Here is a 15272-nt window from a genome sequence, read left to right as displayed (position 1 = left end):
TTGTGAAGTAGAATATTATAAAAAAAACCAAATTACCAATCGTAGTTTGGGATTCTTAATTTTATGAATTACTTTAAAATAACCTTTTTTGTAATGCTTTTATTTCCGTCTGTTATTTTGATCAAATACAAACCGGAGGAATGACTGGCTAAATTTATCTCCGTGTTTTCTGAAGTTGTTTGCTGTTCTGAAATAATTTTTCCTTGTGGAGAAATTACCGATATTGTTGATTTTTCGGGTGCAGAAATCGTAAATCGATCAGCACTTGGATTCGGATATAAAGTAACCGTAGATTTTTCTAATTCGAAATCACTGTTAGATAAAGTAGCATTTTGAGGCAAATAGAAATTACCTGTCAATAGGAACATGTAGAGCGTTTTTAATGTTTGATTAAAATAACTCTTAGGTTCGTTTAATCCATTTAAATCGTTATAAGAATCATCTAAATGTCCCTGATTTTCTCCCGCCATTGCAGCACAGGCAAAAGCGCCGACAAAAGTTGCATTATGCCATTTTCCGTTCAAAGTTCCGTCCTGATTATAGCCATCTTTTATATTGGCAGAACCTCCAAGATTTACCCGCACAAAATCGGATGATTTTTTGGCATAGGTTTTTGCGTCTGCATTTCCATACCAGACATAATCAACTGTAATACGCCATGGCGTTCTGGCAGCATCGTAGTTATAGGTTTTACCGGCATTTTTATACCCGCCTGCATCTGGCGAATAAGCTCCTGAACCCTGACACCAATCAGAAACTAAACCACCGGCGGCATTGTTTTGGGTTAAATTATTGTTGATGACCGTGTATGATTTTGCTGCAACGGCATTCCAAAAAAAGTGCTGTCATTCGTAAAATTCCCAAAAGCCCTGTAATAGGCAGGCGAGAAATAAGAAGGATTTGTGATCTGGCTTCCGCCGAACTGATCTCCGGGCTTTAATATAAAAGTATTCGCTTCAACTTCATGAGTTTTAATAACGGCAATTAGCGTTTTGGCATCATTTTTATAATTAATTGTTCCGGTACTTGCCCATTGGAAATCAGCTACAATAAGAGCAAAAGCGGCATCCAGTTCGGCATCGGTAGCTCCATTGGCACCATTAATTCCGGAACAGCCGTTGATTTTCCAATTCATCACACCATTAGAATTAACATTGTCCTTATAATAAAGCCAAAGACCATCAAACAGTGTTTTGTCGGCTGCATAGACAGAAAGCAGCATTCCGTATCCGATACCTTCGGAGACAGTTTCAGAAGGATTGTCAAATTTTATTCTGTATCGCCCATTAGAGCAGGCTTCTACAAAATTGGTTTTCCAGATGGTGTAATTGTTTAAAGCGTCCTGGCTATTTTTAGACGAAGCCATAATACCATTGTTGAATACAACATTGGCAGGAAAAGATTGCTTTTGTGAATGACTTTTGAGACACAAGAAAGCAATACTAATCAGAAGTAGATTTTTCATAATTATTATTGATTAAATTTGGGACTCTAAAAGTAAGAATTTTTAGGCATAAAAAAAATCCCAAGCTACAATTGTAACTTGGGATATGTAATAAGAAATAACTCCTTATTTTGCTTCTTCCTCTTTTTTGACAGCATTTGCGGTCTGATCGTCTTTAGCAGCGTTCTTAAATTCCTTAATACCGCTTCCTAAACCTTTCATTAATTCCGGAATTTTTTTACCTCCAAAAAGTAATAATATGATACCAACTATTACGAGGATTTCTGTAAGACCTAATCTTCCCATGATTGTATATTTAATGCCTAAGCAAATTGTTTTCTAATTGTAACGCAAATGTATATAGAATATACGAGGAAGAAGAGTATTTGGATCAAAATATTTGTTTTTAATAGCGTTAAATATTCTTTAAAATTATAATTTAAGAACATTCCCTTAATTTTGATACGCAGCAACACAGTGATTAATTCTTATATTTGCTCGTGTAAACAACCTAAAATGGCTAAAAAGAAATTTAATTTCAGGAAAAAATTATTCATCAAAAACCGATTGGTAATTTTGAATGAAGACACTTTTGAAGAGATTTTTTCGTTCAAACTGACGTTAATGAACGTCTTTGTTGTTTTTTCACTTGGAGGAATATTTTTAATTTTAATCACCACTTTCATCATTGCTTTTACCTCTTTACGAGAATTTATCCCCGGTTATTCTTCTTCCGGACTGAAGAAAAATGCAACCGAACTGGCTATAAAATCGGATTCACTGGAAAGGGCTTTAAAGAAAAATGAACTCTATATAAAAGGAATCCAAAAAGTTTTAAGAGGAGAGCTGGAATATGCTAAGTTTAATAAAGATTCTATTCTGTCGGAAACAGAAGAAACTCCTGATCTTGATATGAAAGCTTCTGAAGAAGAAATCAAACTTAGAGAAGAAGTGGCAAAAGTGGAGCAAGAGTCGGGAGAAAAAGGCCAAAATAAAAACAAAAGTGACAAAAAATAAGATTCAGAAAAATGTCAATTAAATCAGTAGCGGCAAAATTATTTGCAACCAAAATATACTACCAAACCCAAGCCTGGGCCAATAAGCCGGTTGAAACTCAGCTTGCCGTATTTAAAAGTTTGATCAGTGGTGCAAAAGACACTGCTTTTGGTACAGATCATCATTTTGATACAATAAAAACGTTTCAGGATTTTAGAAAACAGGTGCCTGTAAGAGATTACGAAGACCTGAAGCCTTATATAGACAAGGTGAGAATGGGCGAAAAAGATATTCTATGGAAAGGCAAACCACTTTATTTTGCGAAAACTTCCGGAACCACTTCCGGGGCAAAATATATCCCGCTGACCAAAGAGTCAATGCCGTATCATATTGAAGCTTCGAGAAATGCGATTTTGCATTATATACATGAAACCGGAAATGCCGATTTTGTTGACGGAAAAATGATTTTCCTGCAGGGAAGCCCAATTTTAACTGAAAAATACGGAATTAAATTTGGAAGATTATCCGGAATAGCAGCGCATTTTGTTCCAAAGTATTTGCAAAAAAACCGAATGCCGTCTTTAGAAACCAATTGTATTGAAGACTGGGATACCAAAGTCAATGCCATTGTCGGGGAAACGATTGACCAAAACATGACCATTATTTCCGGGATTCCTTCCTGGGTGCAAATGTATTTTGAGCGTTTGCAGGAAAAAAGTGGTGGCAAAAAAATAGGGGAGTTATTCAAAAATTTTAACCTGTTTATTTACGGAGGCGTTAATTATGAACCTTACCGCGCGAAGTTCGAAAGCATGATTGGCAGAAAAGTAGACAGCATTGAGTTGTTTCCGGCTTCGGAAGGATTTTTTGCCTATCAGGATTCTCAGAAAACGAAAGGAATGCTGTTGTTATTGAATTCCGGAATTTTTTATGAGTTCATAAAAGCAGACGAATTTTTTACGGAAAACCCAAACAGGCTTACAATTGGAGAAGTTGAGGTTGGCGTAAATTATGCCTTAATAATATCAACAAATGCCGGGCTCTGGGGATATAATATTGGTGATACTGTTCAGTTTACGTCGTTATTTCCACATCGGGTAATTGTTTCAGGCCGAATCAAACATTATATTTCTGCTTTCGGAGAGCATGTTATCGCGAGTGAAGTAGAAAAAGCAATGAAAGAAGCAACCCAGGGAACCACGATTGTAATTAACGAATTTACCGTTGCACCTCAAATTACGCCATCAACTGGATTGCCTTATCATGAATGGTTTATAGAATTTGAAAATGAACCCGAAAATATGGATATTTTTGCTGAAGCAATTGATAGCGCCATGCGAAAACAAAACATTTATTATGACGATTTAATAACAGGGAATGTGTTGCGAAAAGTAGTTGTTACCAAAGTTTCCAAATATGGTTTTCAGGAATACATGAAATCGCAGGGAAAATTAGGCGGACAAAATAAAATTCCGAGATTGTCGAATAATAGAGATATTGCAGATAATTTGAAATAGAAAAACAACTTACATTTGTAAGTTCGAAAATAAAAATACATGAAAGAAACCAAACATATATCAAGATCAAGAGCACAGGAATCATCTGCGGCGATAGAAAAAATGTACATCACTATGCGCCATTTATTCAACCGTGGTTTTTACAAACCAATGGGAGTTTCGGGCGATAGTTTACGTGAATCTTTATTGGCATTGCGTCCTGAGATTTATGGAAACATTGGAGAAGAAAAAGTAGAACTGAATGGACTTCTGTATGTTATAGAGCGCCTTCCGATTGGAATTGAGCAATGTCGATTTATTAATCTGACGTCAGACGAAGGATATTCCAAATCACATTTTCAGGCAATCGTTCCTCCGAAAAGACGACGAAATTGTTACCGAATAGATGAGGAACAAATGAATGTTGAAATCACCAGAGGACGATCAGACATTTACGATATTTTGACACATTTGACTTTTATCTTCATCGAATCCCACAAAATAAAAAACAGGGTTTTATTAGACGACGGAGGTGAAGTTTCCCGTGACTGGATGAAGCTGGAGCAGGCAGTTATGCAAACCAAGAAATTGTCTTTGATAGAAAAAGAAAAAGCAATTTCTCACGTTGCGAATATTTTGGCAAGAACCTTCGAAGAAGTTTTAGACATTTATGACACTTTTGGGTCTGATGATGCACCGGATCGTTTCCTGCATGTAATTTACTGGTTAGGAAAATTAGCCATCGAGGAAGTAATTGATAACAATAAACGTACGATTACTTTTAGTCCGGTTTTGAGAGAACGCTTAGGACACCATATTCATGGAGAAATCTGGGCGACAAACATCAAGGAAGTTTTAAAAGCGAACAGTCTTTTAAAAAGACCGATTCACGTAATCAGTGCCAATATGCATAGTGTGATGAATTCTATTTTTGCGACTCCGTTGCTGAAAACAAAATTCAAAGACAAATCTGATTTTTTCATTTATGAGGAATTAAGTAAGTCAGGCGCAAAAGAAACCAGAAATCTGGTAGAAGAACTTGCCCTGAAAAACGGAATGATTTCTTTACCGGATACATCAGGAACAAATATTGACGTTCAGATTTTTGATACGGCTAAAATTGACTGGTCAAAAACAGCTTTTCCCAAAGCAAAATTAGACGAACAAAAACCGGTTATTATTGTAATGGATTATGCTTTTGGAGAACAGGCGTATGAAACCATTGATGAACTTTTGAAACCGTATAAAAAAGACACTTTACTGGAAGTAAAATCGGTTTCGATAATGGGTAAAGCCGGAATTTTAGAAGGAGGAAAAGGAGATATCATGATCCCGACAGCTCATATAAATGAAGGAACAGCCGATAATTATTTCTTCGAAAATGAATTGACAGGAGCTATGTTTGAAGGAAATGATATCGCGGTTTTTGAGGGCGCTATGGTTACCGTTTTAGGAACATCATTACAAAACAGGGATTTATTAAAATTCTTTCACGAATCGACCTGGGGTGTAATTGGCCTTGAAATGGAAGGTTCGTATTATCAGAAGGCCATACAGTCAGCATCAAAAATCAGAAAAAGTGTGCCGCATGACGTGAAGGTTCGATACGCCTATTATGCATCAGATAATCCATTGGAAACAGGAAGTACGCTGGCTTCCGGGGGATTAGGTACAACAGGTGTAAAACCAACCTACTTGATTACCATTAAAATTTTAGAACAAATATTCAACCTCAAATAGCCCTAATAAATGAGTACAAAAGTACCCCAAAATCAAGAAGATCAGGAAATTGATTTAGCACAGATTTCTAAAAAAATCGGCAGCTTTTTTGAATCGGTTAATGCTTCTATTTTTAATGGAATCCAGTTTTTTGTCCGAAACTGGATTATTGTTTTAATTTTAATAGTGGCCGGGTTTGCTGTAGGGTTATATTTCGACGCTAAAAAAGCGTATAGTAATGAAATCATCGTAACGCCAAATTTCGGAAGTGTTGATTATTTATATTCGAAAATTGATTTATTAGAATCAAAAATTATATCCGGGGATACTGTTTTTCTTAAAGAAATTGTAGGTATTAAAGAGCCTAAAAATCTGAATGAAATTAAAATAAAACCAATTACGGACGTCTATAATTTTGTTAAGAATAAACCAGAAAATTTCGAACTACTCAAGTTATTAGCGGAAGATGGAGATGTCAACAAAGTTATTGAAGAAAGTACAACAAGTAAAAACTATCCTTTTCAAAAAATAATTATTTATACGAAGAAAAAAGCATCTGAAGAAAAACTTATAGAACCATTGTTCGCTTATTTGAATAAATCGGATTATTTCAAAAAAATTCAAAAACAGGTTTGTACGAATACAAATTCAAAAATTAGACAAAACGACTCTATAATTAAGCAGATCGATGGTGTTTTGAGTAATTTCTCAAGCGCAACTAAATATTCGAACAGAAGTGATAAGTTATTGTATAACAACGAGAATACACAGCTAAACGATATAATAAAAACGAAAGACCTGCTATTGAGTGAGCAGGGAACTCATAAAATTGAATTAATTGGATTTGATAAAATTATTAAAGAAAGCAGTGTAACGATGAACATTGAAGCACCTAAATTTATTAATGGAAATTTAAAACTTTTATTACCGCTGGTATTTATTTTCGTATTTGTACTTTTGACTGTTTTTAATTCTTTTTATAAAAGACAGAAACTTAAAATTTTTCCAACACTTTAAATTATTTATAAACTATAAGGAGTTGAAAAACAAATAATTATTTAATAAAAGAAGCAATAGTTGTTTCTGAAGTATAATAACAATGAATTATATAAACATTTTTATAATTTAATATTAAAAAAAATATATTTTTGCCAAAAAAATTACAAATGAAAACAAAATTAATTCTTTTAAATTTATTAGTTATAGTTTCCTTAATTTCCTGTAAAAACAAAGAGGAAGAGAAACCTGTAGAAGAAGTTAAAGCAAATACATTTGATGTAATTGTAGATTTAGACATCAAAAAAGATGATGAATTAATACTTTTTTACAAAGATCCTTCAATTTCTTTTTTCGATGATAAAAACACCGTTTATTATGGAGTAAAGGGAAAAAATGAACCGCAAACGATAACATTTAGTGTTCCTGAGGGGATTTTACCAAATGATATCCGTTTTGATATCAGTTCAAAAAAAGATCAGGAGCCAATTAAAATCAATTCTGTAACATTAAGTTTTGAAGGAAGAAATTTTAAAATAGAGCAAAAAGATTTATCCAAATATTTCACTCCAAACGAATTTATAAAGTTTGATGACGCATCAGGGACAGCAACATTTGTTAAGGAAGGTGAAAACTATGATCCGTTTTTCTTAACTAAGCCGGCAATTTATCCTGAACTGGAAAAAGTCAGAGGCGCTAAAATGTAAATTCTTCCTAATAATTTTTAAGGCTATTTCATCTGATCATAGCCTTTTTTTATAACCTAAATTAAAATTTTGAAGCTAAAACTTTTTGATATATTTCAACAATATAAAAAACACAAAATTTTAGCTTCAAATTTTGTTTACTTATCTGTATTACAGGGTCTAAATTTAATTTTACCATTAATTACATTGCCTTATTTGATAAGGGTTCTGGGAGTTGAATATTTTGGTTTATTATCTTTTTCATTTGCCTTTATAACCTATTTTCAAATTATTACCGATTATGGTTTTAATGCTACAGGTACAAGAGATGTTTCAATGGTAATTGATAATGTGCAAAAGCAAAATGAAATTTTCAACCAGATTATGTCAGCCAAATTGCTTTTGGTAGTATTGAGTTTTATCCTGATGACAGGAATTGTTTTTGCTTTTGAAATTTTCAGGACCTATTGGATGGTCTATTTATTTTCATTTGGATCTATTCTTGGTCAGGCAATTTTTCCGGTGTGGTATTTTCAGGGAATTCAAAAAATGAAATATATTACGTATCTGAATTTAGTAACGAAGATCATTTTTACAATTGCGCTTTTTATTTTTATAAAACAGAAATCAGATTATTATCTTGTTCCGGTTTTTAATGCATTAGGTTTTATTTCTGCGGGAATTTTTTCTTTGTTTTATCTCCGGAAAGATTTCAATATCAGGTTCCAGGTTCAATCATTTAAAAAAATTAAGGAACAATTAAATAAGGGTAAATATGTTTTTTTATCAGAATTAAAAATCTCTTTATTTACCAATACCAATACTTTAATTTTGGGAATTATTGCAGGAAATCATGCGGTAGGATTTTTTTCAGCAGCAGAAAAACTGGCGAGGGCAATAGGAAATTTGCAGACACCAATTTCAAATACACTTTTTCCATACCTCTCCAAAGAGATGAGTCTGGATAAATATAGTACGATTCAAAAAATAAAAAAAATCACGATGTATGGTGCTTTTATATTTTCTGTCATTATTGTGATATGCTTTTGTTTTGCAGAACAAATTATAAAAATAATCTACGGAGCTGAAATGGTTTCGGCTGTAATTCTCTTTAAAATTTTAATACTCATACCATTGCTTTCCTTTTTAGACTCCATGTACGGAAAACAAATCCTTTTAAATTTGGGAAAAGATAATTTATATTTCCGGGTTATATTGTACGCTACAATTCTAAATTTGGGTATTAATTTATTGCTTACTTATTATTATAAAGAGTTAGGAACAGCTATTACACTCATTATCACTCAGGTTTTAATTGCTTTAGGGATGTGGTATTTTGCAAAAAGAGAGATTGATATGATAGCTCAAAAAGGGGGAAAGAATGAATTCAATTAAAGTCAGTATAATCATTCCCGTTTATAATGGGGAAGCGTTTTTGCAGGATTGTATAAAATCGCTCATAAATCAGACGTTAATTGCATGCGAATTTATTTTTGTTAATGATGGATCTACAGACAATAGTATTGGCATTATTCAGGGATACCAAAAAAAGGACAGTAGAATTATAGTAATCAGCCAAATTAATAAAGGGATCAGCGAGGCAAGAAATACTGGAATTGCAGTTGCTAAAGGAGAATATATCGGCTTTTTAGACAATGATGATTTTGTAAAAGACGATATGTTTGAACATTTGTATGAAACTGCTCAACATGATAATTTAGACATTGTAGTTTCTAAAACTATTTTAGGAAGAGATGGTAAATATATTATTAAAGATCCGGTTTTTGATGTAGGTATTCTTTACGCACAGCCCTTTATTCAAGCTGAAATAATTCCTAATCTATTGAAGACAGAGGATTTATTTGCAGTTTGGAATAAAATTTATAAAAGAAGTTTTGTTGATTTGAATAACATACATTTTCCTAAAAACAGAGTAATTGAAGAAGATAATATGTTTAATATACAAGCTTTCAATAAAGCTGAAAAAATAGTATTTATTGATTACGCGGGGTATTATTATCGGGAAGTTGCTACCAGTAAATCCAGATTAACGATAGAAAACGATTATTTTTCTAAAGCGCTTGAAAAATATTATTTCGATTATAAAAAAGAATATAATCTTACCCTTCCGGATAGCGAAATAGAGGAATTAAAAGCGGTACGATTTATTCAGAGAGTCTTTTATCTGTTATATAAGTGTGCTGTAACTAAAACTTCGTTGAAGATAAAATATAATTATATAAAGCGAATGGTATTTCATGCGAAAGTTTACGAAATAGCAAAAAAATACAATCAGGAAGTAATTGCTGATAAAGGAATATATGAGAGAATAGTTTTAAAGGTAATTACTAAAAAATCTTCGATTCTGCTGTTTTTTTTAATACTGACGATTCAAATAGGGTATCATCCCGTTATTTCTGAAACGATTAGAAAATTAAATAAATTAACCAAAAACAATTAAGTGCTTCAAAAAATTTATACAGTTTTATTTTTTTTAGGTTTGTTCTTCTTTCCTTTTAATGAATACGAGGGTATTTCTGCCCTGGGTGAATTTAAAAGTGAATCAGGGGCTCTCTTTCTATTTAGCGGATTTTTATTTTTAGTGGCAGATACCTTTTATTCTAAAAAAATTATGATCCCTTATAAAAACATACTTTTTCAGTGTGTAATCTTGTTTTTGGCTTGGTGCATCATAACATTTATAGTAAACCTGGATACAATTACTACTAATTATTTTAAACACACCACCGGAATAAACCGCTTTATAAGACAGTATTTTGCGTTAATTATTTCAAGTTTCATATTCCTGATTTTATATATAAATGTTTTAGCAAAAATGGAAGTAAAGGAAATGCTTTTCAAGATCAGAAAAGTTTTTTTATACTCTTTAATTATTGCTTCCGTATATGGTTTTCTCGAAACTTTGGTAATTGTTTTTGGGTTTAGAATCTTTTATCCGGTCTTAAATCTGTTTGATTATTTTCCTTTTTCAGAAGTACATCTTCATCCTGAAGGAAGGATTTCTTCTGTTTCTTACGAGCCTCCCTTTCTTGCCATTTACTTAATAAGTATTGCCGGCTGGATGTTTAGCTATATTTTGACAAACAAAAAACCAACCAAATTTTTACCGGCCATTGCAGTATTACTCCTGACGTACTTTTCGGGATCAAGAACAGGATTAATTGTAATATTTTTTCAGTTGCTGATTTTTGCAATTTTTTTATACAAAGACATTCGATTTAAGACCTATATAAAAAAAGCATTGATTGGTTTTGCTGTAATTTTTTCTGTGCTGTTAGCTTTTAATGGAGAAAAAGTAATGAAGTCCGTTGCAACTAAAATGGAATCATTAGATTTTAAAAATAATTTGACTAAAAGCATTTCTAACCAGTCAAGATTTGGAATCCAATATGCGTCGATACAGGTTTTTAAGGAAAACCCAATCGCAGGAGTTGGATTTGGGCAGCAAGCCTATCATAACAGAACCCATTATCCGGGTTGGGCAACAAAAAACAATTACGAGTTTAAATTGTATTACAAAAACAAGAAAGAAAAAACTTTTCCTCCGGGATATAATTTATATACAAGATTATTGGCAGAAACAGGATTATTAGGCTTTCTTTTGTTTATTATGTTGCTATATTTTTCTTTAAGAGAAACGATAAGCATAATGAAAAGTACTCAGAATGAAGAAAAAACATTAACCGTAATTATTCTAATTACACTGATAGGATTATACATAAACTGGCTTCAGATTGATACATTTCGAATGTATGTTGTCTGGCTAAGTATTGCTATTTTAATTCAATTAAGATATAAACTAAAAGCATTGAAAAATGAACAATAGTGCTGTCCTTCTAATCCCATATTTTAATAATTCTGAAGGATTACTTCGATCATTGCGTTCTATTGATCCAGACGAGGAAATTGATGTCATAATTGTTGATGACGGAAGTGTTACAGATAAATTTGATGAAGCTGTTGTCCGGTCTAATTTTAAAGCAAGAGGAATTATACTATTCGAATATTTGAAAAGTAATAAAGGAATTGAAACAGCTTTAAATTCAGGATTAAAAATTAGTATTGAAAAAAAATATAAATACATCGCAAGATTAGATTGCGGAGATAGCTGTCTTGGAAAGAGATTCGCTGTTCAAAAAGCATTTCTGGAAGAAAATCCGGAGGTAAAAATTGTGGGATCAAATGTGTTGGCTGTCGACACAAATGGTCATTTTCTATATTCGATCAATTTACCACTGGAAGACAGGAATATAAAAAAGAAAATGTATTTGAATTCGATGCTGATTCATCCTGCCGTGATGTTTTGTTCTGAAATTTTAGATAGCGTCAGTTTATATCCTTTAGACCATAAATTCGCAGAAGATTATGCTTTTTTCTTTACTATTTCCCGGAAATACAAAATGGCAAATATGGAAGAATATCTTACACAAATTGAAATCAATGCCAACGGAATTTCATTAAAAAAAAGGAAACAGCAGGTTAAAAGCAGAATTACAATTATAAAAAAACATTTCTATTTTGGTTTCTATCCAATTTACGGATTGCTTAGAAATTATGTACTCTTGTTTCTTCCTTATAATTTGATTTTGTCTATAAAAAAAATTAGAAAATGAAGAATGTAATTAAACAGAATGCTTTCGACTATCTTATTTATATATTGATTTTGACGCTTTTTTTTTCAAAAGCGCTGCCCAATATCCTATTGGTACTTTTATCTGTTTTGTATCTTAAAGATCTCAACCTAAAAGACTATAAGAAGACATTTTCTGCCGGAATTATTTTATTTATATTACTGTTATATCTATTTATTAAATCTCTTTTTTATGGTACTATCGTCTACGATTTGAAATTTTACAAGGGTATGCTGTTACTTTTTTGGTTCTCACTTATATTGCATAAAATTACAGATATTGAAAAGTTTAAACTTTTCATCCTTTTGGGAATAAACGCCTGTATCATTAGCTCCTTGTTTTTAATCGGAATGTTTTTTTATAAAAACCATACATTACCATTTGCAAATACCGCTGAGGTTAATAATTTATTACTTCTGGAGCGCCCCTATATTGGTTTTGTTGCTGTTTTAGGATTTTTATTGTCAGTAGAAAAAGCAGTATTGGTAATAAAACAAAAATGGATTTACATACTAAACGCCATAGTACTACTGCTGTTTATTATATTAATTTCTGCTAGAATTTCCATTATTACAATATTTTGCATTGCTGTTGTTTATTTTCTTTTTTACTACAAAGTTCAATGGTATAAGAAAATACTATTTACAGCGTCGATCATCGTTTTATTTGGAATTATTGTGGTGACGAACAAAAACATATCCGAAAGATTTTTTATTAAAAACAATATAGAAGAATCTTTAAAAGTAGCATCAGATTATGAACCAAGAATTGTGATTTGGAATTGTGCCAATGATATGACATTAAAAAAGGATTTTCTTTTATTATCCGGATTCAGTGGATACGAGACCATCACAAATAATTTCCTGGATTGTTATGCCACAACAATAGAAAACCAATCGAAAAAAGAATATTTCCTGTCTGAGAAATTTAACTCACATAATCAGTTTATAGATTTTTATTTAATTGGTGGTATTTTGGGTCTGGTATTGTTTATAAGCTTTTTCATAAAATTGTTTTATGAAGCAAAATCAAACTTTTTTTCAATCGCAATCGCAATTTCATTTTTATTATTCTTTTTTGTAGAAAACATATTTTATAGACAGTTTGGATGTTATTTGTTTGCGATATTTATTCTAAATTTGGTTCCCCAAAACAAAGGTAGTAATGAATAAAATTAAAGTTGCGCATATTCTTCATTCCGTAGGCGGTGTTGATGTTTCATTACGACAAATACTCCAAAATCTTGATCCTTCACATTTTGAATGTTTTGTAATTCATGGCGATACAGATATAAAAGAGCAATTCAGAGACAAAAACTCAAAAAGCATTATCGATTATAAGCTTCCAATATACAGATCAATATCATTAAAAAATGATTATCTCGCCATTGTAAGAGCTTTAAGGATAATTAAAAAGGAGAAACCGGATCTTATACATTCCCATAGTACAAAAGGAGGAGTTATCGGAAGAGTTGTTGGACTTTTAACAGGAATAAAAGTACTTCATACTCCACAGGCATTTTCTTATTTGAGCGCAAACAGTAAATTAAAAAGATCTGTTTTTCTAACGGTAGAAAAAATACTTTCAAAGGGAAATTCAGTTTTACTGGCCTCTTCTGAGTCAGAATTAAACAGAGCCAGAGAAGATGTTGGGTTTCCGGTAGCAAAAACACTGCTTTTTAATAATGCAATTGAACCAATTAAAAATATATCAGAACTTTCGATACCAAAAACATGGCCGGACGAGTATCTTTGCACGGTTGGCAGACCCTGTTATCAGAAAAATATAGAGGAGTTAATACGTATTTTATATGAAATTAACAAAACAAAAAAAATGCATTTGGTATTACTGGGAGTCGGACACCATGCAGATCAGTTAGAAGAAGTTCAGGAATTAATTTCTAAACTAGATTTAATAGAGAACGTAACGCTTTTAAACTGGACTTCACGTGAAGATGTTTTAAATATAATTAGTAAATCAAAGTTATATTTATCTACAGCGAGATATGAAGGATTACCTTATGCTATAATTGAAAGTTTAGCTTTGTCAATACCTGGTGTGGTTTCTGACTGCGATGGGAACAAAGACTTGATTAAAGATGATTTTAATGGGTATACAGTAAAAGATAATAACACAATTAATTTTTGCGAAAAAATTATTACGTTGCTAAATGATGAAAATAAATATAATGAATTTTCAAAAAACGCAAAAAAGACATTTGAGATGAATCATAATATTTTAGAAAAAATTAATGATTTAGAATTTATTTACAGAGACCAAATAAAGAGATAATGAAAAGAATACTTATTACCGGCGCAGCAGGATTTTTGGGATCGCATTTGTGTGACCGATTCATCAAGGAGGGTTACTATGTTATTGGGATGGATAATCTGATTACGGGAGATCTTAAAAATATTGAGCATTTATTCAAATTAGAAAACTTCGAATTTTATCACCATGATATTACCAAGTTTGTACATGTCCCTGGCGATTTAGATTATATATTGCATTTTGCTTCACCGGCGAGTCCTATTGATTATCTGAAGATACCAATTCAGACCTTAAAAGTCGGATCATTGGGAACACATAATTTATTAGGTTTGGCACGTGTTAAAAATGCCAGAATCCTGATAGCATCCACCTCTGAAGTTTACGGAGATCCGTTGGTTCATCCTCAAACAGAGGAATATTACGGGAATGTAAATACAATTGGTCCACGAGGTGTTTATGACGAAGCAAAACGCTTTCAGGAATCGATTACGATGGCCTATCATACTTTTCACGGAGTAGAAACCAGGATCGTTCGTATTTTTAATACGTACGGACCAAGAATGCGATTAAACGACGGCCGTGTTATTCCGGCATTTATCGGTCAGGCGCTACGCGGTGAAGATTTAACCATTTTTGGTGACGGAATGCAAACGCGTTCCTTTTGTTATGTCGATGATCAGGTAGAAGGTATTTTCAGATTGTTGCATTCCGATTATGTGTATCCTGTAAATATTGGAAATCCGGACGAAATCACCATTAGAGACTTTGCCGAAGAAATCATAAAACTGACAGGAACCAACCAAAAAGTAGTATATCATCCCTTACCGGTAAACGATCCTTTACAGCGTCAGCCGGATACTACAAAAGCAAAAGAATTATTAGGCTGGGAAGCCAAAGTAAATCGTTCCGAAGGAATGAAAATCACTTACGATTATTTCAGATCACTTTCTAAAGAAGAACTTTCTAAAGAAGAACACAAAGATTTTTCAAGTTTTATAAAATAATAACTTTC

At 32.3% G+C, this 15272-nt stretch carries 15 protein-coding genes; 12 read left to right on the top strand and 3 right to left on the bottom strand.

Annotation, left to right across the window (positions count from 1 at the left end):
* Positions 1–68: 68 nt before the first annotated feature.
* The 3 genes from HAV12_RS22970 to HAV12_RS00910 all read right to left on the bottom strand — a co-directional run bounded on the left by HAV12_RS22970 (position 69) and on the right by HAV12_RS00910 (position 1750).
* Positions 69–800, bottom strand: coding sequence for a glycosyl hydrolase family 8 (locus HAV12_RS22970; RefSeq protein WP_255539590.1), 732 nt, complete (start codon positions 798–800; stop codon positions 69–71).
* Positions 785–1465 carry a glycosyl hydrolase family 8 gene (locus HAV12_RS22965; protein ID WP_255539442.1) on the bottom strand — a complete coding sequence of 227 codons (681 nt, stop codon included), beginning with the start codon at positions 1463–1465 and terminating at the stop codon, positions 785–787. The genes HAV12_RS22970 and HAV12_RS22965 overlap by 16 nt, the downstream gene beginning before the upstream one ends.
* A gap of 105 nt (positions 1466–1570) precedes the next feature.
* Positions 1571–1750 carry a twin-arginine translocase TatA/TatE family subunit gene (locus HAV12_RS00910; protein ID WP_132032828.1) on the bottom strand — a complete coding sequence of 60 codons (180 nt, stop codon included), beginning with the start codon at positions 1748–1750 and terminating at the stop codon, positions 1571–1573.
* Between the two features lie 210 nt (positions 1751–1960).
* On the opposite strand from HAV12_RS00910, the gene HAV12_RS00905 reads away from it, so the two are divergent.
* From HAV12_RS00905 to HAV12_RS00850, 12 genes are all read left to right on the top strand, one after another.
* A complete protein-coding gene (locus HAV12_RS00905; RefSeq protein ID WP_171568074.1) occupies positions 1961–2461 on the top strand; it encodes a peptidase in 501 nt (166 codons plus the stop codon).
* 11 nt (positions 2462–2472) lie between these two features.
* The gene (locus HAV12_RS00900; protein ID WP_171568073.1) at positions 2473–3957 is read left to right on the top strand and encodes a GH3 auxin-responsive promoter family protein; all 1485 of its coding nucleotides are present in this window, start codon (positions 2473–2475) and stop codon (positions 3955–3957) included.
* A gap of 39 nt (positions 3958–3996) precedes the next feature.
* Positions 3997–5676 carry a hypothetical protein gene (locus HAV12_RS00895; RefSeq protein ID WP_171568072.1) on the top strand — a complete coding sequence of 560 codons (1680 nt, stop codon included), beginning with the start codon at positions 3997–3999 and terminating at the stop codon, positions 5674–5676.
* A gap of 9 nt (positions 5677–5685) precedes the next feature.
* Entirely contained in the window at positions 5686–6672 is a 987-nt protein-coding gene (locus HAV12_RS00890; RefSeq protein WP_171568071.1) for a hypothetical protein, read from the top strand.
* Positions 6673–6821: 149 nt separating this feature from the next.
* Positions 6822–7358, top strand: a complete 537-nt coding sequence (locus HAV12_RS00885; protein WP_171568070.1) for a hypothetical protein — start codon at positions 6822–6824, stop codon at positions 7356–7358.
* Positions 7359–7427: 69 nt separating this feature from the next.
* Entirely contained in the window at positions 7428–8732 is a 1305-nt protein-coding gene (locus tag HAV12_RS00880; RefSeq protein ID WP_171568069.1) for a flippase, read from the top strand.
* The gene (locus tag HAV12_RS00875; RefSeq protein WP_171568068.1) at positions 8719–9798 is read left to right on the top strand and encodes a glycosyltransferase; all 1080 of its coding nucleotides are present in this window, start codon (positions 8719–8721) and stop codon (positions 9796–9798) included. The genes HAV12_RS00880 and HAV12_RS00875 overlap by 14 nt, the downstream gene beginning before the upstream one ends.
* A 375-nt stretch (positions 9799–10173) precedes the next feature.
* Complete coding sequence (locus HAV12_RS00870) at positions 10174–11184, top strand: O-antigen ligase (protein ID WP_205423343.1); 1011 nt, start codon at positions 10174–10176, stop codon at positions 11182–11184.
* Positions 11174–11971, top strand: coding sequence for a glycosyltransferase (locus HAV12_RS00865; protein ID WP_132032810.1), 798 nt, complete (start codon positions 11174–11176; stop codon positions 11969–11971). Before HAV12_RS00870 ends, HAV12_RS00865 begins: the two co-directional genes overlap by 11 nt.
* Positions 11968–13161, top strand: a complete 1194-nt coding sequence (locus tag HAV12_RS00860; RefSeq protein WP_171568066.1) for an O-antigen ligase — start codon at positions 11968–11970, stop codon at positions 13159–13161. Before HAV12_RS00865 ends, HAV12_RS00860 begins: the two co-directional genes overlap by 4 nt.
* Positions 13154–14281, top strand: a complete 1128-nt coding sequence (locus tag HAV12_RS00855; protein WP_171568065.1) for a glycosyltransferase — start codon at positions 13154–13156, stop codon at positions 14279–14281. Before HAV12_RS00860 ends, HAV12_RS00855 begins: the two co-directional genes overlap by 8 nt.
* On the top strand, positions 14281–15264 hold the full coding sequence (locus HAV12_RS00850) for a UDP-glucuronic acid decarboxylase family protein (protein ID WP_171568064.1): 984 nt from the start codon (positions 14281–14283) through the stop codon (positions 15262–15264). Before HAV12_RS00855 ends, HAV12_RS00850 begins: the two co-directional genes overlap by 1 nt.
* The last annotated feature ends 8 nt before the right edge of the window (positions 15265–15272 follow it).

This window comes from Flavobacterium sp. CLA17, from assembly GCF_013112255.2.
GTDB lineage: Bacteria > Bacteroidota > Bacteroidia > Flavobacteriales > Flavobacteriaceae > Flavobacterium > Flavobacterium circumlabens.
This window is presented reverse-complemented; position numbering and strand designations above follow the sequence as displayed.

Bases quoted from the DNA above. Each gene is read 5' to 3' on its own strand.
- HAV12_RS00865 (WP_132032810.1), top strand. From the start codon at position 11,174: ATGAACAATAGTGCTGTCCTTCTAATCCCATATTTTAATAATTCTGAA.
- HAV12_RS00895 (WP_171568072.1), top strand. From the start codon at position 3,997: ATGAAAGAAACCAAACATATATCAAGATCAAGAGCACAGGAATCATCT.
- HAV12_RS00870 (WP_205423343.1), top strand. From the start codon at position 10,174: ATGGAAGTAAAGGAAATGCTTTTCAAGATCAGAAAAGTTTTTTTATAC.
- HAV12_RS00910 (WP_132032828.1), bottom strand. From the start codon at position 1,750: ATGGGAAGATTAGGTCTTACAGAAATCCTCGTAATAGTTGGTATCATA.
- HAV12_RS00885 (WP_171568070.1), top strand. From the start codon at position 6,822: ATGAAAACAAAATTAATTCTTTTAAATTTATTAGTTATAGTTTCCTTA.
- HAV12_RS00890 (WP_171568071.1), top strand. From the start codon at position 5,686: ATGAGTACAAAAGTACCCCAAAATCAAGAAGATCAGGAAATTGATTTA.
- HAV12_RS00905 (WP_171568074.1), top strand. From the start codon at position 1,961: ATGGCTAAAAAGAAATTTAATTTCAGGAAAAAATTATTCATCAAAAAC.
- HAV12_RS00875 (WP_171568068.1), top strand. From the start codon at position 8,719: ATGAATTCAATTAAAGTCAGTATAATCATTCCCGTTTATAATGGGGAA.
- HAV12_RS00855 (WP_171568065.1), top strand. From the start codon at position 13,154: ATGAATAAAATTAAAGTTGCGCATATTCTTCATTCCGTAGGCGGTGTT.
- HAV12_RS00900 (WP_171568073.1), top strand. From the start codon at position 2,473: ATGTCAATTAAATCAGTAGCGGCAAAATTATTTGCAACCAAAATATAC.
- HAV12_RS00860 (WP_171568066.1), top strand. From the start codon at position 11,968: ATGAAGAATGTAATTAAACAGAATGCTTTCGACTATCTTATTTATATA.
- HAV12_RS22965 (WP_255539442.1), bottom strand. From the start codon at position 1,465: ATGAAAAATCTACTTCTGATTAGTATTGCTTTCTTGTGTCTCAAAAGT.
- HAV12_RS00850 (WP_171568064.1), top strand. From the start codon at position 14,281: ATGAAAAGAATACTTATTACCGGCGCAGCAGGATTTTTGGGATCGCAT.